At 71.0% G+C, this 26,858-nt stretch carries 18 protein-coding genes; 10 read left to right on the top strand and 8 right to left on the bottom strand.

The features are described 5' to 3' along the window. The first annotated feature begins 26 nt into the window (after window positions 1-26). Window positions 27-2,276 carry a fused MFS/spermidine synthase gene (locus tag IT355_01905; GenBank protein ID MCC7051990.1) on the top strand — a complete coding sequence of 750 codons (2,250 nt, stop codon included), beginning with the start codon at window positions 27-29 and terminating at the stop codon, window positions 2,274-2,276. 24 nt (window positions 2,277-2,300) lie between these two features. Here the strand turns inward: IT355_01905 and IT355_01900 are convergent, their stop codons facing one another. Next, the gene (locus IT355_01900) at window positions 2,301-3,596 is read right to left on the bottom strand and encodes an aminotransferase class V-fold PLP-dependent enzyme (protein MCC7051989.1); all 1,296 of its coding nucleotides are present in this window, start codon (window positions 3,594-3,596) and stop codon (window positions 2,301-2,303) included. Window positions 3,597-3,762: 166 nt separating this feature from the next. Between IT355_01900 and IT355_01895 the strand changes: the two genes are divergently transcribed. Continuing rightward, window positions 3,763-5,328, top strand: a complete 1,566-nt coding sequence (locus IT355_01895) for an SDR family oxidoreductase (GenBank protein MCC7051988.1) — start codon at window positions 3,763-3,765, stop codon at window positions 5,326-5,328. A 70-nt stretch (window positions 5,329-5,398) separates the two neighbouring features. Here IT355_01895 and IT355_01890 read toward each other — a convergent pair whose 3' ends face one another. Next, window positions 5,399-5,881: an Hsp20/alpha crystallin family protein gene (locus IT355_01890; GenBank protein MCC7051987.1), complete on the bottom strand. Its 483-nt coding sequence runs from the start codon at window positions 5,879-5,881 to the stop codon at window positions 5,399-5,401. A 260-nt stretch (window positions 5,882-6,141) separates the two neighbouring features. Between IT355_01890 and IT355_01885 the strand changes: the two genes are divergently transcribed. Next, window positions 6,142-7,581 (top strand): aminopeptidase P family protein, encoded by a 1,440-nt coding sequence (locus IT355_01885; protein ID MCC7051986.1) that lies wholly within the window; start codon window positions 6,142-6,144, stop codon window positions 7,579-7,581. A 6-nt stretch (window positions 7,582-7,587) separates the two neighbouring features. Here IT355_01885 and IT355_01880 read toward each other — a convergent pair whose 3' ends face one another. Beyond that, window positions 7,588-8,637, bottom strand: coding sequence for an aldo/keto reductase (locus tag IT355_01880; GenBank protein MCC7051985.1), 1,050 nt, complete (start codon window positions 8,635-8,637; stop codon window positions 7,588-7,590). Continuing rightward, window positions 8,634-9,017, bottom strand: coding sequence for a TIGR04076 family protein (locus IT355_01875; GenBank protein MCC7051984.1), 384 nt, complete (start codon window positions 9,015-9,017; stop codon window positions 8,634-8,636). Before IT355_01875 ends, IT355_01880 begins: the two co-directional genes overlap by 4 nt. A gap of 38 nt (window positions 9,018-9,055) precedes the next feature. Between IT355_01875 and IT355_01870 the strand changes: the two genes are divergently transcribed. Further along, window positions 9,056-10,468 carry a hypothetical protein gene (locus IT355_01870; protein ID MCC7051983.1) on the top strand — a complete coding sequence of 471 codons (1,413 nt, stop codon included), beginning with the start codon at window positions 9,056-9,058 and terminating at the stop codon, window positions 10,466-10,468. 7 nt (window positions 10,469-10,475) lie between these two features. Here the strand turns inward: IT355_01870 and IT355_01865 are convergent, their stop codons facing one another. After that, a complete protein-coding gene (locus IT355_01865) occupies window positions 10,476-12,737 on the bottom strand; it encodes a response regulator (GenBank protein MCC7051982.1) in 2,262 nt (753 codons plus the stop codon). Window positions 12,738-12,986: 249 nt separating this feature from the next. On the opposite strand from IT355_01865, the gene IT355_01860 reads away from it, so the two are divergent. From IT355_01860 to IT355_01850, 3 genes are read left to right on the top strand one after another with little or no spacing between them, the layout of a single operon-like run. Further along, the gene (locus IT355_01860) at window positions 12,987-13,853 is read left to right on the top strand and encodes a nucleotidyltransferase family protein (GenBank protein ID MCC7051981.1); all 867 of its coding nucleotides are present in this window, start codon (window positions 12,987-12,989) and stop codon (window positions 13,851-13,853) included. Continuing rightward, a complete protein-coding gene (locus IT355_01855; GenBank protein MCC7051980.1) occupies window positions 13,853-15,256 on the top strand; it encodes a hypothetical protein in 1,404 nt (467 codons plus the stop codon). The genes IT355_01860 and IT355_01855 overlap by 1 nt, the downstream gene beginning before the upstream one ends. A 23-nt stretch (window positions 15,257-15,279) precedes the next feature. Next, window positions 15,280-16,665 (top strand): Gfo/Idh/MocA family oxidoreductase, encoded by a 1,386-nt coding sequence (locus tag IT355_01850; GenBank protein MCC7051979.1) that lies wholly within the window; start codon window positions 15,280-15,282, stop codon window positions 16,663-16,665. Window positions 16,666-16,674: 9 nt separating this feature from the next. On the opposite strand, the gene IT355_01845 is transcribed toward IT355_01850, so the two are convergent. Next, window positions 16,675-18,351: a long-chain fatty acid--CoA ligase gene (locus IT355_01845; protein ID MCC7051978.1), complete on the bottom strand. Its 1,677-nt coding sequence runs from the start codon at window positions 18,349-18,351 to the stop codon at window positions 16,675-16,677. A gap of 181 nt (window positions 18,352-18,532) precedes the next feature. Here IT355_01845 and IT355_01840 point away from each other — a divergent pair, with 181 nt between their 5' ends. Then, on the top strand, window positions 18,533-19,873 hold the full coding sequence (locus IT355_01840; protein ID MCC7051977.1) for a M20/M25/M40 family metallo-hydrolase: 1,341 nt from the start codon (window positions 18,533-18,535) through the stop codon (window positions 19,871-19,873). A gap of 111 nt (window positions 19,874-19,984) precedes the next feature. Here the strand turns inward: IT355_01840 and IT355_01835 are convergent, their stop codons facing one another. Continuing rightward, window positions 19,985-21,202, bottom strand: coding sequence for an FAD-binding oxidoreductase (locus tag IT355_01835; GenBank protein MCC7051976.1), 1,218 nt, complete (start codon window positions 21,200-21,202; stop codon window positions 19,985-19,987). 121 nt (window positions 21,203-21,323) lie between these two features. Then, complete coding sequence (locus IT355_01830; GenBank protein ID MCC7051975.1) at window positions 21,324-23,528, bottom strand: DPP IV N-terminal domain-containing protein; 2,205 nt, start codon at window positions 23,526-23,528, stop codon at window positions 21,324-21,326. A gap of 321 nt (window positions 23,529-23,849) precedes the next feature. Here IT355_01830 and IT355_01825 point away from each other — a divergent pair, with 321 nt between their 5' ends. After that, window positions 23,850-26,222, top strand: a complete 2,373-nt coding sequence (locus IT355_01825) for a carbohydrate binding family 9 domain-containing protein (protein MCC7051974.1) — start codon at window positions 23,850-23,852, stop codon at window positions 26,220-26,222. A 29-nt stretch (window positions 26,223-26,251) separates the two neighbouring features. Then, window positions 26,252-26,836 (top strand): hypothetical protein, encoded by a 585-nt coding sequence (locus tag IT355_01820; GenBank protein ID MCC7051973.1) that lies wholly within the window; start codon window positions 26,252-26,254, stop codon window positions 26,834-26,836. Window positions 26,837-26,858 lie beyond the last annotated feature (22 nt).

Below are 26,858 nucleotides of genomic sequence, written 5' to 3'. Positions count from 1 at the left end.
GGCACTAGGCCGGCGGAGGCGCCCAGGTGCTCGTCCTGTACGCGATCACGCTGTTCGTCGCCGGTGCGCTGCTGTTCCTCGTCCAGCCGATGTTCGCGAAGATGGTGCTGCCGCTCTTCGGCGGCGCGCCGGCCGTCTGGAACACCGCGATGGTGTTCTACCAGGTGCTGCTGCTGGCCGGCTACCTCTACGCCTACGGGGTGCGCCGGTGGCTGTCGGCGCGGCAGCAGGTGCTGCTGCACCTCGCGCTGCTGGCCGTGCCGCTGGTGGCGCTGCCGATCGGTGCGCGGGTGTCGCTGGTGCCGCCGTCCGGCGCCAGCCCGGTGCCCTGGCTGCTCGCGATGCTGTTCGCCGGGGTCGGCGCGCCGTTCTTCGTCGTGTCCATCACCAGCCCGTTGCTGCAGGCGTGGTTCGCGCGGACCGACCACCCGGCCGCCGCGCATCCGTACCAGCTCTATGCGGCCAGCAATGCCGGCAGCATGCTCGCGCTGCTGGCGTACCCGCTGCTGCTCGAGCCGCGGCTGGGGCTCCGCCAGCAGAGCGGGCTCTGGTCGTGGGGGTATGCCACCTTCGCCGTGCTGGCGGGCGCGTGCGCGCTGACGCTGCTGCGCGGGCGCGCCGTGGTGCGTGGCGACGTGCTGGCGGGTGCCGTGTCGGCAGGGGAGGGCGGCGGTTCCGCCACGCGAATCACGAGCGTGCTGCGCTCCCGCTGGGTGTTGCTGGCCTTCGTGCCATCGAGCCTGATGCTCAGCGTCACCACCTACATGTCCACCAACATCGCCCCGCTGCCGTTGCTCTGGGTGGTGCCGCTGGCGCTCTACCTCCTCACCTTCATCCTCGCGTTCTCGCGGCAGTCGCTGCTGCCGGCGGCCACCGTGCGGGGCTGGGTGCCGCTGCTGGTGTTGCCGCTCCTGGCCACCGTGCTGGCCGACATGACCGAGCCGATCCGGCTGCTGATCGCGCTCCACCTGGTGGCGTTCGCGGTGGTGGCGATGGCCTGCCACGCCACGCTGGCGGATGAACTGCCGGCCGTGGAGTCGCTGACGGAGTTCTACCTCTGGCTGTCGGTGGGCGGTGCGCTTGGGGGCGTGCTCAACGCGCTGGTGGCGCCGCTGCTGTTCTCGTCGCTGACGGAGTACCCGCTGGTGCTGGCACTGGCGGCGTTCCTGCTGGCGGGCGGTGACGACGCACCGGAGGAGGGCATCCTCGCGCGGACGCGGTCCGCCCTGGCGCACCCGACGCGTGCGGTGGTGAACGACGTGGCGCTGCCGGCGCTGCTGGTGGTGCTGGTGATCGCGCTCGATCCGCTCGTGAAGTGGATGGACCTCGGCCGGCCGGCGATCACCCGGCTGCTGGTGCTCCTCATCCCGACACTGCTCTGCTACCTGTTCACGGAGCGGCCGGCGCGGCTGGCGATCGCGATGCTCGGCCTCACCTCGGCCAGCGTCATCTTCGACCGTGACCGCCACCTGCTGGTCGCCGAGCGCAGCTTCTTCGGGATCAGCCGGGTGATGAGCACCGGTGACGCGAAGTACCACCAGCTCGTGAACGGCAGCATCGCCCACGGGTTGCAGAGTCGCGTGCCGTCGCGCCGCCGGGAGCCGCTGTCGTACTACACGGAGCGCGGCCCCATCGGGCAGCTCATCCGCGACCGGCAGGCCGCCGGCCGGCTGCACCGCGTGGCCTCGGTGGGGCTGGGCGCGGGGTCACTGGCCTGCTTCCGTCGCCCCGGCGAGGAGTGGACGTTCTACGAGCTGGACGCAACCATCCTCCGGATCGCGCGTGACACGAGCCTGTTCACGTTCCTGCACGACTGCGCGCCCGAGGCGCGCGTGGTGCTCGGTGATGCGCGCCTGTCGCTGCGCGAGGCGCCGGACGCGGGGTACGACCTGATCATCCTCGATGCCTACAGTGCGGACGCGATCCCGGTGCACCTGATGACGCGCGAGGCGCTGGCGCTCTACCGCCGGAAGCTCGCGCCGGGCGGGGTGGTGGCCATGCACCTGTCGAACCTCTTCTTCGAGCTCGGGCCGGTGGCGGAGGCGCTGGCGCGCGATGCGCGGATGGCGAGCCTGTGGCGCGAGGACGTGCGCCTGAGCGCACTGGACCTGGCCTGGGGCAAGTCGGCGTCGCAGTGGATCGTGCTCGGCAGTCCCGCCACCGCGCTGGGCGGGCTGGCACGCGACACGGCGTGGAAGCACCTCGACATCCCGGCGGATGCGCCGGTGTGGACCGACGACTTCTCCAGCACCCTGCGGGCGCTGCGGCGCCGCTGAGCGAACGCCGCAGCGCGAGGCCTGCTACGCGATGCCCTGCTTCATCGCCACCAGCACCTTCTCGGCGAAGACATCCACCTCGCTCGGCGTGGTGTAGACGTTCGGCGTGACGCGGATGCCCATGAACTCCTTCTCGTGCACGATCGGCGTGGTGACGATGTTGTGCCGGCTGTAGAGCCACCCGCCCAGCTTCACCGGGTCCAGCCCGTCCACGTTGAAGAAGCCGATGCCGCCGCCGTTCGGGGAGTCGAGCGGGGTGAGCACCTTCACCCGCCCGTTCCCCTCCGCCAGCAGCCGCTTCGCCCAGCGGTCACGCAGCCAGCGCATGCGGGCAATCTTGCGATCGGCGCCGATGCCGCGGTGGAAGACGATCGCCGCCGCGATCGCGTTGAAGTTCGCCTGCGGGTGGGTGCCGATCTCCTCGTACTTGCGGATGTCGTTGTCCTGGCCCGGGTTGCCGGCCATCAGCGGCCAGAGCGCACGCTGGCGATCCTTGCGCACGTGCAGGAAGCCGGTGCCGATGGGCGCGTACAGCCACTTGTGGAGGCTGGTGCCGTAGTAGTCCACCCCCAGCTCCTCGCGCGTGAACGGGAAGTGGGCGAAGGCGTGCGCCCCGTCCACGAACACTTCGATCCCCTTCGGCCGCGCCATGTCCACGATCTTCCGCACCGGCAGGATCTGGCCGGTCAGGTTCGTGATGTGCGTGACCTCGATCACCTTCGTGCGCGGGGTGATGGCGGCGGCGAAGGCGGCCACCACGTCCTCGTCACGCGCCACCGGCACGGCGAACTGCACCCGCTTGAGCACGATCCCCTCGCGCCGCACCCGCTGCTCCCAGGCGTTGATCATGCGGCCGTAGTTCTGCGTGCTGATGATCACCTCGTCGCCGCGCTTCAGGTCGAGGCCGAAGATCATCGTCTCGAGCGCCTCGGAGGCGTTGCGCGTGATGGCCATCTCCTCGGGGTCGCAGCCGAACTCGGTGGCGAGCTCGCGGCGCACGCTCTCCATGCGGGGCTGGAGGTGCCGCCACATGTGGTCCACGGGGATCTCGTTGCTGTAGCGGATGTCGCGGATCATCTGCTCGATGACCATCGACGGCGCGGGGCTCACCCCACCGTTGTTGAGGTTCACCCAGGTGCGGTCCACCTCGAAGGCGCGCTGGATCTCGAACCAGAACGCCTCGTCGTCGGCCAGGTCCACGGCGGTGCGGGAGCCGGCCAGGTCCCGGGCGCGGGTCAGCTGCGCAAAGGCACGGGAACTGAACGCGGGAGCGGCCGCGAGGGCTGCGGCGGCGGTGAGGAAGCCACGACGGGTGGTCATCAGCGGGCTCGGCGGGGAGTGGAGGCACCTCTCGGGGCGGGCCATGGGTGTGGTCCGCCCGGATCTCCCCGGCGCGGGGAGGCCCGAGTCGATGCTACGGCGTTGCCGGTGATCCGGAAAGGCCGACCGGCTGAGGGCGCTGAACCGGGACGGTTAGCTTGCGGGGATGCCTGATGTCCCGACCCCGACCGGCGCCGCCGTTCCTCCCGACTTCGCTGCCCGCGCCCGCGAGGTGGCCGACCTTCTCGAGGCGATCGCCGCCGACCGGTCGGTGCTGGCGCAGCTGCCATCCGCGGACCGGACCCGGCTGTTGCATGCCGCCGGCGAGGTCTCCCGGCCCGACGCCCTCGCCCGGCGCCGGCTGGTGAAGGCAACGCGCTCCCAGCGGAAGGCCGAGCGCACCCAGCGGTCGGAGTCGGTGCTCCAGGACACCGGGATCCGAAAGGGGCGGCGCGACGAGGTGTTCGTCACCCCGCGCCTCTTCGCCCCCGCCGGCTTCGTGCAGGAGACGGTGGAGGAGGAGCCCGACCTGCTCCACGCGCACGAGACGCTCAACTGCTACGTCTGCAAGCGCGACTACACCGAGCTCCATCACTTCTACGACCAGCTCTGCCCCGCCTGCGCCGCGTTCAACTTCGCCAAGCGCACCGAGACGGCCGACCTGCGCGGCCGGGTGGCGCTGCTCACCGGCGGCCGCGTCAAGATCGGCTACCAGGCCGGCATCAAGCTGCTGCGCGCCGGCGCGCACCTCATCGTCACCACCCGGTTCCCGCGGGACTCGGCCTCCCGCTACGCCGCCGAGCCGGACTTCGGGGAGTGGGGCCACCGGCTCGAGATCTTCGGGCTGGACCTCCGTCACACGCCGAGTGTGGAGGCGTTCTGCGCGCACCTCTGCGCCACGCGCGACCGGCTCGACTTCATCGTGAACAACGCCTGCCAGACCGTGCGCCGGCCCCCCGACTTCTACCAGCACATGATGGATGTCGAGACGGCGGCGCTGCAGGCGATGCCAGAGCCGGTGCGCCGCCTGCTCGGTGCGTACGAAGGTGTGCGCGGATACCACATGCTGCCCGAGGGCCCGTCGGGCGTGCCGGCCATCGAGCCGGGGCTGCGCGACGCGGTGGGCCTCACGCACGCCGCGCAGCTGTCGCAGGTGAAGCTGCTGGACGAGGAACATGCGGCGCAGCAGGCGCTCTTCCCGGTCGGCCGGCTGGACCAGGACCTGCAGCAGGTGGACCTGCGCGACCGGAACTCCTGGCGCCTGCAGATGGACGAGGTGCCGTCGGTGGAGCTGCTCGAGGTGCAGCTCGTGAACGCCGTCGCGCCGTTCCTGCTCAACGCGCGCCTCAAGCCGCTGATGCTGCGCACCCCCGGCCGCGAGAAGCACGTGGTGAACGTCTCGGCGGTGGAGGGGCAGTTCTACCGGCGCTTCAAGACCACGCGCCATCCGCACACCAACATGGCCAAGGCGGCGCTCAACATGATGACGCGCACCTCGGCCGCCGACTACGAGAAGGACGGCATCCACATGAACAGCGTGGACACCGGCTGGGTGACCGACGAGGATCCGGCGGAGATCGCGGCCCGGAAGACCGCCGAGCACCGCTTCCATCCCCCGCTGGACATCGTGGATGGCGCGGCGCGCATCGTCGACCCGATCATCGACGGCGTGAACACCGGCCGGCACGTGTGGGGCCAGTTCCTCAAGGACTACGCGCCGACCGACTGGTAGGCGGCGGGGCGGAGCACACACGACACGGCCCGGACTCCGCGTGGAGCCCGGGCCGTGCGGGCGTGCGCGATCAGCCGTGCACCTCGCGCTGCGCCACCGGGGCCGTGACCGCGATCTTGCGCGGCATGGCCGCCGTGGACTTCGGGATCGTCACCTTCAGCACGCCCTGATCGAAGGTGGCTTCGATCCGCTCCACGTCGACGTGCTCGGGGAGGCGCACCGACCGGGCGAAGTTGCCGCTCAGGCGTTCGGCGCTGAAGACGCGCAGCTCCGAGTTCTTCTCGCGGCTGGGCAGCGTGGCCGCGCGGGTGCCGCTGATGGTGAGGGTGTTGCGGTCGAACTGGATGTCCACCTGCTCCTGCAGCACGCCGGGCAGGTCGGTCTCGAGGATGAAGGCGCCGTCGGTCTCGTAGATGTCCACCGGCGGCATCCAGAGCTGCGTGCGCGTGCGGCCATCGGCCGGCGTGATCGGCGCGCGCGCGGCGACGTCATCCAGCACCTGGCTCGCAGTCATCAGGCGATCCAGCACGGTGTTCAGGTTTCCAGCGAACATGGGGAGGCCTCCCGAAAGCAGATGTGAGTGTGTGGGTCACACCTCGTGGTGTGGCGCGGCGCTGTGCGGGCCGCACGAGATGCAGGAGGGCAACCCGCATTCCAGCCCGTGCCGGCCGGCGTGGCAGGGCCCACGTGCCACGGCGGCGGAGGGGCTGTCGGAGTGGCCGGCCGGCCGGAGCCGTTCCGGGGCACGTGCGCGCCGGCTGCCCGTGCTGCGGATAGCTTGGGGCGACCGTCACCCCAACCGGACGCCCCGCCATGACCTGCCCGTCTCCCCGCCGCCTGGCGCCGCTGCTGACCCTGCTCACGCCGCTGCTGGTGACCGCCGCCGGCTGCCACGCGACGAGTGGGGGGGGCAGCGCGCCGGCACCGGCGCCCGTCGCGATGCGCCCGGCCGTCGCCGCTGCGATGCCCACGCTCCTGCCATGGTCGCAGCAGATCGCGGTGCGTGAGCGGTGGCTGGTGCAGCGGCATGCGCTGCTCCTGCCGATGATGCGCCGGCACGGCATCGGCATGTGGATCGTCGTGAACGAGGAGTTCCACGACGACCCTCTCGCGCAGTACGTCGCACCGCCGCGTCCCTACACGGGCAACCGCGACATCTTCGTGTTCATCGATGGCGGCGACCAGGGGCTGAAGAAGTACGCCATCACCGGCTACACCGAGGAGAACCTGGCGCGCTTCTTCGACGCGCCGACCGCGGAGCCGCGACCCGCCGGACCCACCCTGCGGGCGCTGCACGAGACGTGGAAGCCGAAGACGATCGGGCTCGGCATCATGGGCCGCCGCGGCCAGACGCGATCGCTGGGCTGGGATGCGTACCAGTTCATCGCCGACGCCGTCGGGCCGGAGGGCGCGGCCCGGTTCACCAGCGCCTCGGACCTGATCGAGGAGTACCTGGACACGCGGCTGCCCGACGAGATGGAGCACTACCGGACGGCGGTGGCCGTGACCGAGGCGATCGTGCGCCACGCTTTGTCCCCGGCGGTGATCGTGCCGGGCGTGACGACCGTCGGCGACGTGCGCCGGCACCTCTACGACGCCCTCTGGACGGCGGGGGTGCGCACCTGGTTCCAGCCCGACCTGCGCGTGCAGCGCGCGGGCGGTGACATCGCGACGTCGCGCGGATTCCTGGCCGTGGCCCCCGAAGGCACCGTCATCGAACCGGGTGACCTGGTGCACATCGACTTCGGCATCAGCTACATGGGCTTCGACACCGACTGGCAGAAGATGGCCTACGTGCTGAAGCCCGGCGAGTCCGACGCGCCGGCCGGCCTGCAGCGCGCGCTGGCGAACACCAACACCCTGCAGGACGCCCTGATGCTGCGCCAGGCGCGCCCGGGACTCACGGGCGGCGCCGTGTTCCGTGGCACGATGGCCGAGATGAAGGAACGGGGCATCGAGGCGATGGTCTACTCGCATCCCATCGGCACGCAGGGGCATGGGCTCGGGGCGGGGATCGATTTCCGCGCCGCGAACCGCAGCGACACCACCGCCCTGAACAGCCGCCTGCGCCTCGGCTCCTACATCTCCATCGAGCTCAACACCGCCACGGCGGTGCCCGAGTGGGGCGGGAAGAAGGTGTTCGTGATGATGGAGGACGACGCCTACCTCACCCCGGAGGGGTTCCGCTTCTTCCGTCCGCGGCAGGAGGCGTTCTACCTCATTCCATCCACCACCCGCGCGCTGGTGCCGTGACCGGCGTCAGGTGGTGTTGAGGTTGTAGCGCATGATGGCGGCGTGCCGGCCGCCCTTCTCGCGCTCCAGCGTGTAGACGTCGCCGGCGGGGCCGGGTGCGGCGGCCACCAGCGCGTCCACCTGCGCCTGCTCCTCCGCGGAGAGCTCGAGGGTGAGTGCCCGCAGGGTGGGGCCGAGGTGCGCCGTCGAACGTGCCCCCACGATGGCAGCCGCAACCGGCGCCTGTCGCAGCACCTGCTGCAGCGCGACCGCGCCGATGGTCGTGTCGTGCGCCCGAGCGATGGCGTGGAGCGTGCGCAGCAGCGACTGGAACCGGTCCCACCCGCCTGACTCCTCGATGATCAGGCGGTACTTCACCAGCGAGCGGTTCTCCAGCGGCGCCGGTGGATCGGCGGCACCCAGCCATCGCTCGTGCAGGAATCCGCCAGCCAGCGCTCCGTAGGCCAGCAACCCCACCCCCCGCTCGCGTGCCAGCGCGCCCATCGCGCGCAGCGCACGCCCGTCGAGCAGTGACACCTGCACCTGGTGCGACACGATCGGCACCCCCGCGTCGAGCAGCGCCGTGAGGTGTGGCGTGTCGAAGTTGGTGGCGCCGAGGTGATGGATCTTGCCCGAGCGCTGCAGGTCGCGGAGGTGGAGCGCCGCGTCCACCACGCCGGGTGCGTCGTAGTCCCACCAGTGGAACTGGACCAGGTCCAGCCGGTCCTGCCCGAGCCGCTGGAGCGACCGGTCGACGATGCGCGCGATGTCGGCGCGGGTGAGCCGCGGCAGCAGGTCGAGGTCCGGCACGCACTTCGTGTGCACGCGAATCGGTGGGGCGTCGCTGCCGCGGATGTTGCGCCAGTGACGGAGGAACCGGCCGATCAGCTCCTCGACGCCGGTGTAGATGTCGGCGCAGTCGAAGGCGGTGATGCCGGCGTCCGCGAACGCCGTCATGTCGGCGAGGGCAGCGGTCGCGTCGATGGTGCCGTGCCCACCGGCCAGCTGCCAGCCACCCTTGACCAGGCGCGGGATGGCGTAGTCCGGTGCGAGGCGCACTCCGACCGGCGCGCTCACGCGGTGCCGTCCTGCTCCGTCGGCAGCGGCACCCTCGTCACCTCGCCGTGGCGGAAGGTGGTGGTCCCGGTGCGTGAGATGCGGAACCGCCCGCCGCAGTGGGGATCCGGACAGGCGATCTCGGCGTCGGTCGTCATCCAGTCGTGCGGGTGGGTGGGCCGCTGCTTTGCCGGCAGCAGGGGCAGCAGCGCGGCCAGCGGGTAGAGCGGAAAGCCCTGGCCGTCGGGGAAGTGCAGCATCTCGCCGATCACCGCGAACCACGCGCCGGCGGGGTGATCGCAGACCATCGGCCGGTCGCCGGCGACGACCTCGACGCGCAGGTCGAAGAGGGTGAACGCATCGCGCGGTGCGTCGGCGGCGGAGTCGGGGGCTGGCGGCATGGCGCGAACGATAGCGCGCCGCGAGTTTCCGCGTCCACATGACACAGCCCACCGACCCGCCTCGCGCCGCACTGTTGACCTTCCACGGTGGACTGGCGGGGGCGCTCGCACCCTTTGCGGTGTTCCTTGCTGGCGTGGGCGCGCTGGCGCTGTCCGGCGCGCCGGACGAGAAGGGGTTCTGGCCCGTGCTGCTGGCGGCGCTCATGGTGGGACTGCTGCTGGCGAAGGACCGGACGCGCTACAGCGATGCGATGCTGGACGGCATGGCGCAGCGGGTGGTGATGGTGATGCTTTGCGCGTGGCTCTTCGCCGGCGTGCTGGGCACGCTGCTGTCCGCGTCTGGCCTGGTGAGTGCGCTGGCATGGCTGGCGCGCAGTGCACACCTGACCGGCGGCGCCTATGTGGCGGCCGCCTTCCTGGTGTGTGCCCTGGTCTCGACCGCCACCGGGACCAGCTTCGGGACGATCCTGGTGGCCGGCCCGCTGCTGTATCCGGCGGGCGGACCGGCGGGCGCCGTTCCGGCGGTGCTGATGGGCGCGATCCTCGGCGGGGCGACGTTCGGCGACTCGATCTCGCCGGTCTCCGACACCACCATCGCCTCGAGTGGGTCGCAGGGTGCCGACATCGGCGGCACGGTGCGCAGCCGGCTGCAGTACGTCCTGCCCGCCGGTGCGATCGCGCTGCTCGTCTCCGCGGCGCTCGGAACCCGCGATGCCGGGAGCGTGGCGCTGTCCGGCGCGGCCGCGCAGGTGGCGAGTGTCCGCCCGGTGTCGCTCTTGATGCTGCTGGCGCCGGTGGTGGTGATCGCGATGCTGCTGCGGTCACGGCACCTGATCGAGGCACTCCTGACCGGCTGCGCGCTCGCGGCGGTCACCGGCGTGGCCGCGGGGCTGATCGCGCCGGCGGACCTGCTGCACGTGGCGCCCGGCACGTTCGGCGCCACGGGACTGGTGGTGGACGGGATGCAGCGCGCGGTGGGTGTGAGTGTCTTCACGCTGCTGCTGGTGGCACTGGTGGGCACGCTGCAGGCCACCGATGCGCTCGCGCGTCTGGTGCGAGCGGCGGAGGGCAGGGCGGGGACGGCACGCGCGGCCGAGTGGTGGATCACCGGCGTGGTGAGCGCCGCCGTCATCCTCACCACGCACAGCGTCGTCGCGATCCTCGCCGTCGGGCCGTTCGCACGGATGGCCGGTGCGCGTCACGCGCTTTCGGCGTACCGTCGCGCGAACCTGCTCGACATGACCGCCTGCACCTGGCCGTTCCTGCTGCCGTGGTTCCTGCCCACGATCCTGGCGGCCAGTGCCAGCGGTGGGGCGGAGCGCTATGGGATGCCACCGCAGTCACCGCTGGTGATCGGGTCGCACAACACCTATTCGTGGGCCCTGGTGGGCGCGGTGCTGCTGGCCATCGTCACCGGCTACGGTCGCCGGCTGGAGTCGGTCGCGCGCTGACGCTGGCTCAGGGCACGGCGGCCGTGCGGCGTCGCTCGAGTGCCCCGTCGATGCGCTTCAGCAGCTCGGCCGACGTGAACGGCTTCTGCACCAGGTTGTCGCGCACGCCGGCACGTGAGCCGTCCGGCAGCTCGGCATCGGAGTAGCCGGAGATGAAGAGCACCGCCACCTGCGGCCAGCGCTGCCGGATGTACGCCGCGAGCTCGATGCCCGACTCGCCGGGCATCATGATGTCGGTGACCATCAGGTCGATGCCGTCGCCGTGCAGCGCGAACTGTGCGCGTGCCGCGTTCGCATCGCCGGCCGTGAACACATGGTACCCCTCGGCGAGCAGCATGCGGCGCGCCACCTGCCGCACCGCCGTCTCGTCCTCCACGAGGAGGATCGTTTCCGTGCGTGCCGGCTGTGACTCGGTGACGGTCGGCACGGTGACGGCCGATGGCAGGTGGCTGGCGGGTTCGCCCGCCACGCGGGGCAGGTAGAGCGTGAAGCGCGACCCTTTCCCGGGTTCACTCTCCACCTCGATGCCACCGTTGCCCTGCCGGATGATGCCGTAGCTGCTGGCGAGGCCCAGGCCTGTCCCCTTGCCGCGTGGCTTGGTCGAAAAGAACGGCTCGAAGATGTGTCCGCGCACGTCGGCCGCGATGCCGACCCCAGTGTCGGAGACGGAGAGGGCGACGTACTCGCCCGGCGGGAGCACGAGGGAACTGGCGGTGGGTTCCTCCAGCGCGACATTGCGGCCGCTGATCAGGATCGGCCCGCCCGCCGGCATCGCGTCGCGGGCATTGGTGACGAGGTTCGCGATCACCTGCTCGAGCTGGCCGCGATCGGCGGTGATCATGCCGAGGTGCGGCGGGAGGTCCAGCAGGAGCCGGCAGTCGTCGCCGGCGAGCCGCTGCAGCAGGCGCTCGATCTCGCGCAGCACCAGGTCGGGATGCAGGCGCACCGGTGCCGACACCGACTTGCGGCTGAACGCGAGGAGCTGGCGGATGAGCTCCGACCCGCGCACCGCCGCGCTGCGGATGTCGCTCACTTCGTCGTGGGCCACGTCACCGGGCCGGAGCCGGGTGAGGGCGAAGTCGCTGTTCGCGAGCACGGTGGTGAGCAGGTTGTTGAAGTCGTGGGCGATCCCACCAGCCAGGCGCCCCACCGCCTCCAGCTTCTGCCCCTCGCGTGCCCGCTCCTCGTACCGCGCGCGGCTCTCGGCGTCCGCCCGCTGGGCCACCATCAGCGCGTTCTCGCGCACGGCGATGGTCTGCCGCAGCAGGAACAGCAGGTTGAGCGTGAGTGCCGCGACGACGAGGATGCCGAGCGGTTCGCGGCGGTCGGACTGTGCGGCCCAGATCAGCACGATGTACACCGACACGCTGCTGATCGTGGGCAGGAGCGACACCGGGATGAGGCTGATCCCATCGCGCCGGTCGACCGCTCGCTCGGTCCGGTGCACGGCCCGCTGGCTGGCCCAGACGACCGCCACGTACACGCCGGGGCAGATGGCGGCGGCAATCGACGTGAGCTGGGTGACCTGGTTGCTGTAGTCGAGCTCCAGGATCAGGTCCAGGGTGCACTGCACCATCACGGCGACTGCGATGACGGAGATGTCGTTGTAGCGCTCGTTGGTGGCCTGCCGGAGCACCAGGCGCGCCATGAAGGCCATCAGCAGGATGCAGGAGGCAGGATACGACAGCCGCACCGCGAGGTGGAGCGGATCAGTGGCATCCCAGCGGATGGGTTCCAGCACGAAGGTCCACGTCAACACGCTGAGCGAGATCACCACGCTCGCGACGTCGAGGATCCGCTTGCGCGTCTGGTCGACCCCGTGGCTGTCCGCCGGGAACCGGCGCACGGCGAGCATGCCGGCGATGTAGGACGCGATGTAGAACAGGTTCGCCCACGAGTAGGCGGGGTCGAGCGCGAAGAGGGCCTCCTCGACCGACCACCAGAAGTTGCCGACGGCGGTGAGCACGTACATGCCGGCGAGCAGGCGGAAGCCCCGGCGTTCCCCGGTGTCGTACGTGCTGTTGGTGCTGGCCCGGAACAGGAAGTACGCGGCCGCGACGTTGAGCGGCAGGAACGCCATGGTGCCGACCGCGGAGTCGAACACCGTCCTGCCGCCGCCATTGAGCCAGGTCCACACGATGAGCAGCGTCGCGTAGACACCGACACCGATCCAGGCCCGACCGCCGGGGGGCAGCGGCGCGATCACGCCGCTGCCGGAGCTGGCGCTCGCGGCGGTCTCCGGGCGGGCGGCGGTGCTGATGCTGGTCACGATTCCCGGCCTCGAGAGGTTGGCCGGACGCAACGGCAGGGCCCGGCGGACGGCACATCTTCGCGGTTCCCGGTGGGCGTGTCAACTCGCGCCGGAGCTTCTTCGCCGGGGGATGATTGCCGCGGGAGGCAGGCTGCGACCGGCCACACACCCCTCGCCGGAGCCGACAGCCGTGGCGACGAACCACCCCGTCCGTTTCTTTGCGCAGTGTACGCGCACACCGGTGCGCGGTCGTGCGCGCACAGGCGCGTGGACGCCGGACCCGCGGATGCCGGGGCGCTGGGTGAGGGACGTGACGACCTGATGGGAACATGCAAAGCCGTGATCCTGGCCCGCGGGCTGGGCACCCGCATGCGACGCGAGGACACTGCGGCGCGACTCGATGCGGCGCAGGCGCAGGTGGCGGCCGGTGGTGTGAAGGCGATGATCCCGATCGGGCGCCCGTTCCTCGACCATGCGATGACGGGACTCGCCGACGCGGGCATCACCGATGTGTGCCTCGTCATCGGCCCGGAGCACGCCGCGATCCGCACGTACTACGATGCGCTGACGCTCCGGCGCATCCGCGTGCACTACGCCATCCAGCCCACGCCCGATGGCACCGCCGGCGCCGTTGCGGCGGCCGAGCCGTTCGCGGACGGGGAGACGGTGCTGGTGATGAACGGCGACAACTACTATCCCGTGGTGGCGTGCCGCGCACTGGCCGACGCGGGCGGGTCGGGGGTGGTCGGGTTCGGGCTGCAGGGGCTGATCGCCAACAGCAACATCCCGGCGGAGCGGGTGCGGCAGTTCGCCCTGCTGCAGCGCGATGCCGACGGGTTCCTGACCGGCATCGTCGAGAAGCCGGACGAGGCCACGTACGCGGCGCTCGTCGATCACTCGCTGGTGAGCATGAACCTCTGGTCCTTCTCGCCCGTGATCTACGAGGCGTGCCGCCGGGTGCAGCCCAGTGTCCGCGGTGAACTGGAGCTGCAGGACGCGGTGCGGATCGCGATGGGCGCGCTCGGCGAGCGATTCCGGGTGGTGGAGAGTGATGCCGGTGTGCTCGACCTGTCCACGCGCGGTGACATCGAGAGCGTGGCCGCCGTGCTGCGGGACCGCCCGGTGGATCTCTGATGGCGCGGGACCAGCAGGCATTCGTCCCGCGATTGCGCGCACTCGGCTTCAGCGGTGACGGGGCTGCGGTCAAGGCGCAGATGCTGGCGGCGTGCGACCGCGCCCTCGACCGGCACGGCGCCGCGCAGGCGGGGCGCGTGAGTGCCTGGGTGCCGGGCCGCATCGAGGTGTTCGGCAAGCACACCGACTACGCGGGCGGGCGATCGCTGCTGACGGCGGTCACGAACGGCTTCTGCGTGCGGGCCGCGCCGCGCACCGATCGCATGCTGCGCGTGCTCGGCGCGCCGGTGCCCGACCCGCTGCACCCGGGTGGCCGCGCACCGGAGCTCCACTGCGAGATGCCGCTGGACGAAACGGCGGGCGCACCGGATGGTGACTGGTCCAACTACGTCGCGACGGTCGTCCGGCGCGTGACGCGCAACTTCCCGGCGGCCGTGCACGGGGTGGACATCGCGTTCGCGAGCGACCTCCCACCGGCGGCGGGCGCCAGTTCATCGTCGGCGCTGATGATCGGGACCTTCCTCGCCATCGCGGCGATCAACCGCCTGCCGCGCACGGACACCTGGCGGCAGGTCCTTCCCGATCGCGTGGCGCTCGGCGGCTACCTGGGGGCGATGGAGCACGGCGGGTCCTTCGGCCCGCTGCTCGGCGACGCCGGCGTCGGGACGCTTGGCGGCTGCCAGGACCAGACCGCGATCCTCTGCGCGGAGCCTGGGCATGTCGTGGACTTCGGCTGGATGCCCGTGCGCCGGCTCGGGTCGTACGCGCTGCCGGCGGACAAGTGCTTCGTGATCGCGGCCTCGGGGGTGGTGGCGGAGAAGTCCGCCGGCGCGCGCGCGCAGTACAACCGGGCCTCGCTGATGGTGCGGCACCTGCTGGCGCGCTGGAACGACGAGACGGGTCGCGACGACCACTCGCTCGCGGTGGCGGCCGAGAGCGGGCCGGGGGCGATCGAGGTGCTGCGGGACGTGGCGCGCACGCATGCCACCGAGGCCTTCAGCGCGGACGTGCTGCGGATGCGGCTCGACCAGTTCCTGCTCGAGACCTACACGCTGATCCCCGCCGCCGCCGCCGCGTTCGCAGCGCAGGACTGGCCCGCGCTCGGCGCCGTGACGGCGCGCTCGCAGGAAGCGGCGGAGGAGTGGCTCGGCAACCAGGTGCCGGAGACCATCGCACTGGTGCGGATGGCACGTGCGAGCGGTGCGACGGCGGCATCCGCGTTCGGTGCGGGCTTCGGTGGCAGCGTCTGGGCGCTGGTGGATGCCGGCCAGGCGTCGTTCGAGGCGCGGTGGGCCTCCGCCTACCGGCAGCAGTTCCCCGTGGCCGGTGCGCGCGCGATGTTCTTCCGCACGGCCGCCGGTCCCGCTGCCACCACGTGGGCCGACGACGACCCCCTGACCTGATCCACCTTCACGCCCCCGTCCCGATGAGCGACACCCCCGACGATCTCTCGCGCCGCGACCTGCTCAAGGGCGCCGCGCTCACCGGTGCCGGCTTCGTGCTCGGCGTCCCGGCGGCGCGCGCCGCGGAGGGGCCGGCCCACCTGCTGCCGCTGGCCTTGCCCGAGCCGGTGCGCGCCGCGCCGACGATGGTCGGCGTGCCGTTCGAGCGACGCGACGTGGTGCGCGTCGCGATCGTCGGCACCGGGCTGCGCGGCCGGTCGGTGCTGCACGAGCTGCTGGGGGTCGACAACGTGCGCATCACGGCGCTCTGCGACACGGTGCCGGAGAAGGTCGAGCGTGCCGCGAAGCAGGTGCGCGATGCCGGCCACACCTACGAGCCCGCCCGCTTCACCGAGGGTGACCATGCGTACGAGCAGCTGGTGCTGCGCGACGACATCGACCTCGTCTACACTGCCACGCCGTGGCAGTGGCACGTGCCGGTGTGCCTGGCGGCGATGAAGGCGGGGAAGCATGCCGCCACCGAGGTGCCGGCCGCGTACACCATCGAGGACTGCTGGAAGCTGGTCGAGGCGTCGGAACGCTCGCGCCGGCACTGCATCATGCTCGAGAACTGCAGCTACGGCTACAACGAGCTGCTGGTGCTGAACATGGTGCGCGCCGGGGTGTTCGGCGAGATCAAGCATGGTGGTGCCGCGTACAACCACGACCTGCGCGAGATCCTCTTCGAGAACAGGGATGAGGGGCTCTGGCGCCGCGCCCACCACACACTGCGCAACAGCAACCTGTATCCCACGCACGGCCTCGGGCCGGTGGCGGCGTTCATGGACATCAACCGTGGCGACCGGTTCGACTACCTGGTGTCGATGAGCACGCCCGAGATGGGGCTCACGAAGTGGCGGGCCGACCACGAACCGAAGGACTCGCCGAAGTGGCAGGAGACGTATGTCACCGGCGACCTGAACGTGTCGCTGATCAAGACCGCGAAGGGGCGCACCATCCGGCTCGAGCACGACGTGAGCAGCCCGCGCCCCTACTCGCGCATCAACTCGGTGCAGGGCACGAAGGGGATCTTCGAGGACTACCCGGCGCGGGTGTACGTGGAGGGTGAGGGGCAGGAGGATCGCTGGACGCAGGTCGACCCGTACAAGGCGAAGCACGAGCATCGCCTGTGGCGCGAAGTCGGCGAGAAGGCGCGTGCCGGCGGCCACGGCGGCATGGACTACGTGATGGCGTACCGCCTCGTGCAGCTGATCCGCGAGGGACTCACGCCGGACATGGACGTGTACGACGCGGCCGCCTGGAGCGCCCCGGGCCCGCTGAGCGAGCTGTCCAACCGGCGCGGCAGCATGCCGGTGCGCTTTCCCGACTTCACGCGCGGCCAGTGGAGCGGCAGCCGCCCGACGTTCTGACGAGCGCCGTCAGCCTGCCGGCAGCACGTAGTCCCTGAACCGCTCGCGCAGCGCGCGCTTCAGGAACTTGCCCACGGTGGTCTTCGGGATCTCGTCCACGAACTCGTACGCGTCGGGGAGCTGCCACTTCGCCACGGCGCGTTCGAGCAGGTGCTGGTCGAGCTGCGCCTTCGTCGGCACCACGGCCGGGTCACGCAGCACGATCACGCCGAGCGGCCGCTCGTCCCACGTCGGGTGCGGCACGGCGATCACCGCGGCCTCGCGCACCGCCGGGTGCCCCATCAGCTGGTTCTCGAGGTCCACGCTGCTGATCCACTCGCCCCCGGACTTGATCAGGTCCTTGGCGCGGTCCTGGATCATCATCAGGCCATCGAGGTCGATGGTGGCGATGTCGCCGGTGTCGAACCAGCCGTCCACCTGCGTGGCGGCCGTGGCCGCGGGATTGTGGTAGTAGCTGCCGGTGATCCACGGGCCGCGGATCAGCAGCCGCCCGGGTTCACCGGTGCCCCACGGCAGCTCCGAGCCGGCGTCATCCACCAGCTTCAGCTCCACCAGCGGCGACATCTTCCCGCTGTACACCATGCGGTCGTACTTCCGCTCGACGTCATCGGGCATGTCCCCGGCGCGCACGGGATTGGCCGTGCCGAGCGGCGTGGTCTCGGTCATGCCCCACGCGGGCGTCACGTGCACGCCGTGCCGGTCGCCGAATCCGGCGATCAGCGCGCGCGGGGTGGAGGAGCCGCCGATCACCAGCGTGGTCAGTGACGGCAGGTGGTGCGGCGTGCCGGCGGCCTTGGCGCGGTCCATCTCGTCCAGCAGCCCGAGGAAGATCGTGGGCACGCCCGCCACCACCGTCACGCTCTCCGCGGCCACGACGCGTGCGATGCTCTTCGCGTCGGTGAAGACGCTCATGAACACCTGCTTCGCCCCGGTCATCGCGCACGTGTACGGATATCCCCACCCGTTGACGTGGAACATCGGCACGATCGGCATGATGCACTGCCGCGAGTTCACGCCCAGCAGGTCGGCGCTGAGGCTGGCCAGGCTGTGGAGCGTGATCGCGCGGTGGCTGTAAAGCACGCCCTTCGGCTCACCGGTGGTGCCGCTGGTGTAGCACATGCCGCTCGCCTGGCGCTCGTCGATGTGCGGGTAGGTGAACGTCGCGGGCTGTGTGGCCAGGAACGCCTCGTAGTCGATCGTGCCCGGCGGCAGGCCACCCGGCACCGGGCCCAGCACCACGATCGTGGCGACCATCGGGGCATGCTGCCGGATCAGCGGGATCATGCCGGCGAAGACATTCTCGATGAAGAGGATGCGGTCCTCGGCATGGTTCAGGATGTAGGCGATCTGCTCCAGCGGCAGGCGGATGTTCACCATGTGGCACACCGCGCCGACCGAGGGCACGCCGAAATACAGCTCGTAGTGCCGGAAGGTGTTGAGCGCCATCGTGGCCACCCGGTCGCCTGGCGCCACGCCGGCGGCGACGAGCGCGTTGCAGAGCTGCATCACGCGCGGATACGTCTCGCCGAAGGTGGTGCGGTGCACCGCCGGAATCGGTGCCTTGGTCTCCGGATCCACGCCGGCCGGCATCACGGAGACGATCTCCTGCCCGGGATACATGCGCCGTGCCCGCTCGAGGATCGACGGGATCGTGAGCTGGTAGTCCATCATCGTGGAGTCAAGCATGTGCGCAGTCTCCCGGAGGCGGCCATTCGACGGTTCGGTGTGGCGCTGAATCGACCGCCGGGGCAGCGGGCCCGCAAGGCGCGCATCGGCGCCCCACGGTATTTTCCGGGCGCGGCAGGACCCGCACCATCGCCGTCCCGTCTTCCGGCCCCCGGGCCGACCTCTCCTGTGGAATTCCCCGATGCGCCACCACGCCATGCTGGCGGCCCTGCTGCTGCCGCTCTCGTTCACCCGGCCGCCCGCGCCGCGCAGCGGCGTCGCGCCGGCGGCCGCCGACTCCCTGAGCCGGGTGGAACGCGCCCTCGCCCGTCACGCGCTCACCCACGAGGACGAGGCGCTGGCACTGCTGGAGCGGCTGGTGAACATCAACAGCGGCACGCAGAACCTGGTGGGTGTGCGCGAGGTGGGGCGCGTGTTGCGCGCCGAGTACGATGCGCTCGGCTTCACCACGCGGTGGGTGGATGGCGCAGCGTTCGGGAGGGCCGGGCACCTGGTGGCGGAACGCACCGGCGTGGGACCGCGTGTGCTGCTGATCGGACACCTCGACACGGTGTTCGAGTCCGACAGCCCGTTCCAGCGCTGGACGCGGCTCAGCGACAGCACGGTCCGCGGACCGGGGGCCACCGACATGAAGGGGGGAGACGTGGTCATGCTGCAGGCGCTGAAGGCGCTGCAGGCGTCCGGACAGCTGGCCCGCATGAACATCACCGTCGTGCTCACCGGCGACGAGGAGGAGCCCGGCGAGCCGATCGCACTGGCGCGGCAGGCGCTGGTGGAGGCAGGGGCACGCGCGCAGGTGGCGATCGGATTCGAGGACGGCGATGGTGATCCCCGCACGGCGGTGGCGGCGCGCCGTGGCTTCACCGGCTGGACGCTGCACGTCACCGGCACGCCGGCACACTCCTCGCAGGTGTTCCGCGCCGACATCGGCCCCGGAGCGATCTACGAAGCCGCGCGGCTCCTGAACGAGTTCCGCCTGCAGCTCGGCGGTGACCCGCTGCGCACCTTCAACGCCGGCGTGGCACTCGGCGGCACCACCATCACGCTCGACAGCACCGGCACCCGCGGCACGGCCTTCGGCAAGAGCAACGTGATCCCTGAACACTTCACCGTGACCGGCGACCTGCGCGTGATCTCACCCGAGGCGGTGACGCAGGCGAAGGCGCGGATGCAGGCCATCGTCGCCACGGCCGTTCCACACACCACCGCCACGCTGACCTTTGACGACGGTTATCCGCCGATGGCACCCACCGAGGGGAATCGTGCGCTGCTGGCGGCCTTCGACCGCGCCAGCCGCGACCTCGGCTTCGGGCCGGTGGGGATGGACAATCCTGCCCGCGCCGGCGCGGCCGACGTCTCCTTCATCGCCGCCACTGTGCCGCAGGTCATCGACGGCCTCGGGCCCGGCGGCACCGGCGGCCACACCGTGCACGAGACGCTGCTCACGCGCACGGTCGCGATGCAGGTCGCCCGGACTGCCGTGCTCCTCCATCGCGTCACGCGGGCTGCCGTCGTGAAGTGAGCGCCGGTGCCGGCCACGCCGGTTCGGTGCTGCGGCGGGGCCGTGCGGCGTGGTGCCGTTCCGTGTCAGGGTGTTGCTGCGCAGCCGGCGGGCGTCGGACGCTCCCTGCGCTCAGCGATCCATCCGGAACAGGTCCGCGTCAGGGTGCGTCTCGCCGGTGCAGGTGGCGGTGAGGATGGCGGCGGCGATGGCGCTGAAGGTGATGCCGTTGCCGCCGTAGCCGAGGGCGAAGAGGATGCCCGGATAACGCTCGTCGGCCCCGATGTAGGGGAGGCCATCGGGGGTCTCGGCGAAGGTACCGGCCCACTCGAACGCCGTCTCGGTGCGGAGCGATGGGAGCAGCCGCCGGAGCTGCTGCTCGAGCTTGCGTGTCCGGCCCGGCAACAGGCGGTCGCGCCAGGCCGCGTCGCGGAAGCCGACATCCTCGCCGCCGATGATCACCCGGTTGTCGGCGGTGCTGCGCATGTAGGTGTAGGGCCGCGCGGATTCCCAGACCAGGCAGCGGTCATCCCACGTCCCGAGGTCGGGGAGGCGATGCGTGGCCAGCGCATACGTGCTGTGCAGCGCGACGCGGTCCTGCCGCACGAAGGCGGGCAGGTCGTATCCCACCGCGCAGATGGCATGGCGCGCGTCGATCGTGGCGCCGTCGCGAGTGCGGAGGTGGATCCTGCCGCCCTGGCTGTCAGCGGCGCACACGTCGGTTTGCTCGAACCAGCGCGCACCGCGTGCGGCCGCGCGATCGAGGAGCGCACGGGTGAGCGCCAGCGCGTCGACCTCCGCGGCGTCCACGCTGCGCACGGCGCCGAAGCCGGGGAAGCCGTACGTCGCATCCACGTCCGCGCGGGTCCACCAGCTCGCCTCGATCCCGATCGACGCCCGCGCGGCGGCCTCGCGCTCCAGCCGCTGTGCATCGCGCCGCGTGGACGCGAGATAGAGGCTCGGGCGCCGCGCGAAGTCGCAGCCACCGAGCTCCGTGGCGAGCCGGCCGAGGGCGTGCACGGCGTCCAGCGACGCGCGGTACGCGCGCTCGGCGTGCGCGGCACCGACGACCTTCGAGAGCGCGGTCAGCTCGAGGTCGATCTCGTATTGCAGGAGCGCCGTGCTCGCCGCCGTGCTGCCACCCCCCGATTCGCGCCTGTCCACGACCACGACGTCGAGACCGGCCGTCGTGAGGGCATCGGCGACGAGCGCTCCTGTCACGCCGGCACCGATCACGGCCACATCACACCGCTCGGCGCCATCCAGCGTGGGTCGCGGCGGCCGGATGCCGTTCTTGACCATCCAGAATGGACTGCCCGAGGTCAGGTTCATGCGTTCCGGTTCGCTCATGCGACGCGGTCATGCACGATGCGGACCAGCGGCCACCCCGCCGGCGCGAGACACCGGCGCAGGTGGCGCATTCCGGCTGCGGCAGCACCGGGCTACGGCGTGCTGCCGCTCCGCCAAGACCTCAGCGGATGACGTAGTCCGCCGGCGGCTCCGCATCGAGGAGCCAGCGCACGAAGTAGTCCCACCGCCGCCGCATCATGTAGTTCGATGCCGACCCGAAGCCGTGGCCGGCGTTGGGGATCATCAGCAGGTCGAAGTCCTTGTTCGCGCGGATGAGGGCATCCACCACTAGCAGCGTGTTGTCGGGGGGGACGTTGTTGTCCATCGTGCCGTGCGCCAGCAGCAGCTTGCCCTTCAGGTTCTTCGCCAGCGACTGGTTCGCCTCGATGGCATAGCTGTCGGTGCCGTTGGCGCGGGTGAGCAGGCCCTGATAGCGCTCGCCCCAGTCATCCTCGTAGTTGCGCTGGTCGTGGTTGCCCGACTCGGAGATACCGACCCTGAAGAAGTCGGGGTAGCGGAACATCGCGTCGGCGGTGATGAACCCGCCGCCCGAGTGGCCCCACATGGCCGCCTTGTCGATGTCGATCCACGGGTAGCGTTTCGCCAGGTTCTGCATGCCCGCCACCTGGTCGGGCAGGGTGTTGTCCCGGCCCATCGCGCCGTAGTAGGCATCGTGGAAGCTCTTCGAGCGACCCGGCCCGCTGCCGCGCCCGTCGATGCTCACCACGATGAATCCCAGCTCGGCCAGCGCCTGCTTGTCCCCGCGTGCCGCGGCGAAGCCGCGCCCACCCACGCTCCCGGACTGCGGGCCCGGATAGGCGTTGTTGATGATCGGGTACTTCTTCGTCGAGTCGAAGTTCGTCGGGCGGAAGAGCTGGCCGTAGATGTCGGTGGTGCCATCGGCGGCCTTGACGCTGAAGAGGATCGGCGGCTGCCAGCCGCTCGCCACCAGCTTCGAGATGTCGGCCGTCTCCAGCGTCATCACCACGCGGCCCGTGGCATCGCGGAGGGCCGTCACCGGTGGCGTGTCACCGTCGGACCAGGTGTCCACCAGCCAGCGCCCGTCGGGGGAGAGCTGCACCGTGTGGTCGCCCTCGTCCGGGGTGAGCGACCGCGCGTTGCGCCCGTCGAGCCCGATGCGGTAGGCATGCCGCAGGTACGGATCCTGTCCCGGCTCGCGCCCCTGCGCCGTGTACCAGAGCGTGCGCGCCGTCGCGTCCACGCGCACGATGCCGCTCACGGGACCGTCGCCGCTCGTGACCTTGTTCTTCAGCCGGCCGGTGGTGAGGTCGTACAGGTAGAGCTGGCTCCAGTCGTCACGCTGCGAGTTCCAGAGCAGTTCGTTCGTCTCCCAGAGCACACGCCAGCCGGTGATCGACTCGAAGTGCGTCGGCACCGTCTCCTCCAGCACCTGGCGCACGTCGCCGGTGCGTGTGTCGGCAATGCGCACGATGGTCTGCTTGTGGTCCCGCGACGTCGACGCCAGCGCGAGCTGGGAGCCGTCGGGGCTGAAGGCGTAGTCGCTCATCGAGATGTCGTCGCCGAGCGTCGCCCGGTGGAAGTCGGGCGCCATCTTCAGCCGCGTGACCGTGCGCGAGTCGACGTCGATCACCACGCGGTGCACCATCGCCACGACGCTGTCACCCGGGAGCGGGTACTTCCACGCCCGGAGCACGGGGTGGCCGACGCGGGTCTGGACGAGGAACATGTCGCCCACCTTGCGCGCGTCCTGCTGCTGGGTGGCGATCTTCCGCGAGTCGGGGGACCAGGCCACGATGGCGCGGTCGCTGCTGGTCCAGCCGGCGTTGTCGGTGGCGTAGCCGAAGTCCTTCACGCCATCGGTGGTGAGCTGCACCTCGGTGCCCGAGGCGACATCGCGGACCCAGAGGTTCCAGTCGCGGATGAAGGCGAGGCGCTTGCCATCCGGCGACACGGCGGTGCCGCCGCGGCCCGGTGCCGCCGTGGGAGGACCTGAGGCGGCGATGGCGGTGCACGCGCTGCCCGCCACATCGCAGGTGAAGCGGCGGCCGTTGAAGCCGACGGTGACGCTGCGACCATCGGCGCTCAGTTCCACGCCGGTGAGGGTCAAGCTGGTGGCCGGGATGGGCGTCGTGGCGGAGGCAGTCACCCCCGACGCCGCGCCGAGGGCCGCCGCGACCCTGGCGTGGTCGAAGAGTGGCGTACGCGATTTCCGGCGCGGGTCGACGAGCACGTACTCGGTGCCGGCGGGGCGCACGCTGCGGTAGTGGAAGCGGCCGTCCGGGAGCCAACTGAGGCCGGGTGCGGTACCGCCCACCACCAGCGGGGTCACCGTCGTGCCGAGCATCCGCACGGCGCGGTCGTAGTCGGCGGCCGTGACGGCGCGGCGGGGCTGGGCCGTGACCGTGCCGGCCAGCGCCAGCGTGAGGGGCAGGGCCAGCAGCGACGGGCGCAGGCTGGATCCGGGAGTGCGAGACATGCGTGGGGGCGATGTAAGGAGGGCAGCGCAGGAACGCGATGAGCCGTATCCGGGAGACGGGTCCCCGGCCGCGTCCAATGTCACCGGGCGGACGGCGGCGCGGCAATGTGCGGGCGCAGGCCCGTGCCGTATCGTTCCCCGGCGGCGAACGCCGCCCGCTTCGCCCGCCTCCCCCTCAGTCTCCCGCCGGTGCCCGCACCCCTCGCCCTCCTCGCCGCCGTCGCCCTCACCCTGCCGCCGGCGGGTCCGCCGGGCGAACCGCACGCCGGCAAGGTCTACGACGGCCGGAGCGGCGCGCTCGCGATCACGACCCCGCGCGAGGCGACCGCGATCTCGGTCGACGGCGTGCTCGACGAGCCGGCGTGGCGGAAGGCGGCGCTGCTGACGGGCTTCTCGCAGTATTTCCCGACCGACGGCGTGCCCGCGCGGGACAGCACCGAGGTCTTCGTCTTCTACACCTCCACGGCGCTGCATGTGGGCATTCGCGCCTATGCCCCGGCCGGCACCGTGCGTCACAACCTTGCCGACCGCGACAAGATCACGGCCGACGACAACATCCAGCTCTTCCTCGGCACCTACAACGACAGCCGGCAGGCGATGCTCTTCGCCGTGAACCCCATCGGCATCCAGAGCGACGGCGTCCTGATCGAGACCGGCACCGTGCAGGGCGGCGGCTTCTCCGGCGGCATCGTGCGGACCCGCGAGGCCGCCGACCTCGCCCCCGACTACGTCTGGAAGTCGAAAGGACACGTCACGGAGTACGGCTTCGAGGTGGAGATCCAGATCCCGTTCAAGAGCCTCCGCTACCGCGCCGGCGGCGAGCAGCAGTGGCAGTTGAACGTGGTGCGCACGGTGCAAGCCACCGGCTACGAGGAGACCTGGGCACCGACCACGCGCGCCGGCTCGAGCTTCCTCGCCCAGTCGGGACGTCTCGAGGGGCTCCGGGACCTGTCCCGCGGCCTCACGGTGGACGTGATCCCCACGGTGACGTCGTCCGTGGTCGGCGTGCCCGCGACCGGCGGCTGGGGCTACGAGAACAACCGGCCGGAACTCGGCGGGAGCGTGCGCTGGGGCATCACCAGCAACCTCACGCTCTCCGGCACGGCGAACCCCGACTTCTCGCAGGTGGAGGCAGACGCGACGCAGTTCACCTACGATCCGCGGGTCCAGAACTTCTTCGCCGAGCGCCGCCCGTTCTTCCTCGAGAGCCAGGAGCAGTTCTCGGCTCCGAGCCGCCTGATCTACACGCGCCGCATCACGCAGCCCGTCGCCGCCACCAAGCTCACCGGCAAGCTGAACGGCTTCGACATCGGCCTGCTGTCGGCCATCGACAACCGCGAGGCCAGCGTCGACGGGCGGCAGAATCCGGTGTTCAACGTGCTGCGCGTGCAGCGCGACGTGGGCACCCAGAGCCGCATCGGGCTGGTGTACACCGACAAGATGGACGGCGGTGCGTTCAACCGGGTGGCCGGCCTGGACGGGCGCCTCGTGCGCGGCATCGTGAGCGTCCAGGGGCAGTACGCGACCAGCTTCACCCGCACCGGTGGCGTGACGGCCAGTGCGCCGCTGTTCAGCCTCGCGGCGAACGTGAACGGCCGCCGCTTCGGTGCGCAGTACGCCGTCAACGGCATCGCCCCCGACTTCGACGCCCAGAGCGGCTTCATCGCGCGCACCGGGATCGCGAACGTGAACATCACCAACCGGTTCACCTTCCTCGGTGGACCGGGGGCGCTGGTCGAGGCGCTCACCCCCGAAATCGCGTGGCTGAACAGCTTCCGCTACGACGACTTCGTGCGCGGCGGGCCGGTGCAGGACGAGAAGCTGCACTTCCGCCTCAACTCCCGCCTGAAGCGGGGCTGGTCGGTGGGCGCGCAGCTCCTGCTGGAGCGGTTCTCGTACGACCCGGAGCTGTACGCGGACTACGTCTACATCGCACCGGCGGGCACCGGCATCGACACGGTCGGATACCGGGGCACGCCGAACCTCGTGAACGTGGACTGGGTCGGCTCGGTCAACACCCCGGAGTTCAAGCGCTTCTCACTCACCTCGTTCGTGCTCTACGGCGTGGACGAGAACTTCCCGGAGTGGAGCAGCGCCCGGATCGCCATCGTGAACCTCGGTGTCAACGTGCGCCCGACGGACCAGCTCCGCATCGCGGGCACGTGGAATGTGGAGACCTACGACCGGCGCACCGACGGCAGCCGCGTGCTCACGCGCAACGTGCCGCGGGTGCGCGTGGAGTACCAGGTCACGCGGCAGGTGTTCGTGCGCGTGATCGGCGAGGTGGCGAAGCTGCAGCAGGACTCGCTGCGCGACGACTCCCGGACCAACGCCCCGGTCTACTTCCGCAATGCCGACGGCACGCTCACGCGGGCAGTGGCCTTCGACCGACTGCGCGGCCGGCTCGACTTTCTCTTCTCGTACCTCCCGACGCCGGGCACGGTGATCTACCTCGGCTACGGCAACACCTCGCGTGCCGACCGACCCGGCGGCACGCAGGCGCTGCAGCCGAACCGCGATGTCTTCTTCATGAAGTTCAGCTACCTCTTCCGCCTGCAATGACGGATCGCCATTCCACCGGAGTGCCTCCCATGCCCGTCCCTGCCATCGTCACCGCCCTCGTACTCACGCTCGGTGCGGGCTCACTCATGGCCCAGGCCCTGCCGCCGGAGGCGCAGCAGGTGGCCGCGGCCGTCCTGCCACTGCCGGCCGCGCTGCGCGACGGCGCCGGCGTGATGGGCTATCGCGCCGGAGGCCGGCTGGAGGTGCTGCGACCGGCACGCAACGGCATGCAGTGCCTGGCCGACGACCCGTCCGACGACCGCTTCCACGTGGCCTGCTACGCCACCTCGATGGAGCCGTTCATGGCGCGCGGTCGCGCGCTCCGTGCGGCGGGCACGTCGGGCACCCAGGTGGACACGCTGCGTTTCGCCGAGGTGCGGCGCGGCACGCTGCGGATGCCCACCGCACCGGCCGCGCTCTACTCGCTGAGCGGGCCGCGCGGCGACTTCGACCCGGTGAGCGGCACGGCGCCGCGTTCCAAGCCGCTGTTCGTGCTCTACATGCCGTACGCCACCTCGGCCACCACCGGGCTGCCGACGACGCCGGGCAAGGGGCCGTGGCTGATGTATCCCGGCACCCCGAAGGCGCACCTGATGCTGACCCCCGACATGTGACTGCCACCGGCGGCGAGCGCCC

The sequence above is a fragment of the Gemmatimonadaceae bacterium genome, from assembly GCA_020851035.1.
In the GTDB taxonomy this organism is placed as follows: domain Bacteria; phylum Gemmatimonadota; class Gemmatimonadetes; order Gemmatimonadales; family Gemmatimonadaceae; genus JACMLX01.
This window is presented reverse-complemented; position numbering and strand designations above follow the sequence as displayed.

What these genes read in the sequence shown, in the direction of transcription:
- IT355_01900 (MCC7051989.1), bottom strand. Translation starts at nt 3,596, where the DNA reads ATGACCACCCGTCGTGGCTTCCTCACCGCCGCCGCAGCCCTCGCGGCC.
- IT355_01895 (MCC7051988.1), top strand. Translation starts at nt 3,763, where the DNA reads ATGCCTGATGTCCCGACCCCGACCGGCGCCGCCGTTCCTCCCGACTTC.
- IT355_01890 (MCC7051987.1), bottom strand. Translation starts at nt 5,881, where the DNA reads ATGTTCGCTGGAAACCTGAACACCGTGCTGGATCGCCTGATGACTGCG.
- IT355_01885 (MCC7051986.1), top strand. Translation starts at nt 6,142, where the DNA reads ATGACCTGCCCGTCTCCCCGCCGCCTGGCGCCGCTGCTGACCCTGCTC.
- IT355_01875 (MCC7051984.1), bottom strand. Translation starts at nt 9,017, where the DNA reads ATGCCGCCAGCCCCCGACTCCGCCGCCGACGCACCGCGCGATGCGTTC.
- IT355_01870 (MCC7051983.1), top strand. Translation starts at nt 9,056, where the DNA reads ATGACACAGCCCACCGACCCGCCTCGCGCCGCACTGTTGACCTTCCAC.
- IT355_01855 (MCC7051980.1), top strand. Translation starts at nt 13,853, where the DNA reads ATGGCGCGGGACCAGCAGGCATTCGTCCCGCGATTGCGCGCACTCGGC.
- IT355_01850 (MCC7051979.1), top strand. Translation starts at nt 15,280, where the DNA reads ATGAGCGACACCCCCGACGATCTCTCGCGCCGCGACCTGCTCAAGGGC.
- IT355_01845 (MCC7051978.1), bottom strand. Translation starts at nt 18,351, where the DNA reads ATGCTTGACTCCACGATGATGGACTACCAGCTCACGATCCCGTCGATC.
- IT355_01840 (MCC7051977.1), top strand. Translation starts at nt 18,533, where the DNA reads ATGCGCCACCACGCCATGCTGGCGGCCCTGCTGCTGCCGCTCTCGTTC.
- IT355_01835 (MCC7051976.1), bottom strand. Translation starts at nt 21,202, where the DNA reads ATGAGCGAACCGGAACGCATGAACCTGACCTCGGGCAGTCCATTCTGG.
- IT355_01830 (MCC7051975.1), bottom strand. Translation starts at nt 23,528, where the DNA reads ATGCTCGGCACGACGGTGACCCCGCTGGTGGTGGGCGGTACCGCACCC.
- IT355_01820 (MCC7051973.1), top strand. Translation starts at nt 26,252, where the DNA reads ATGCCCGTCCCTGCCATCGTCACCGCCCTCGTACTCACGCTCGGTGCG.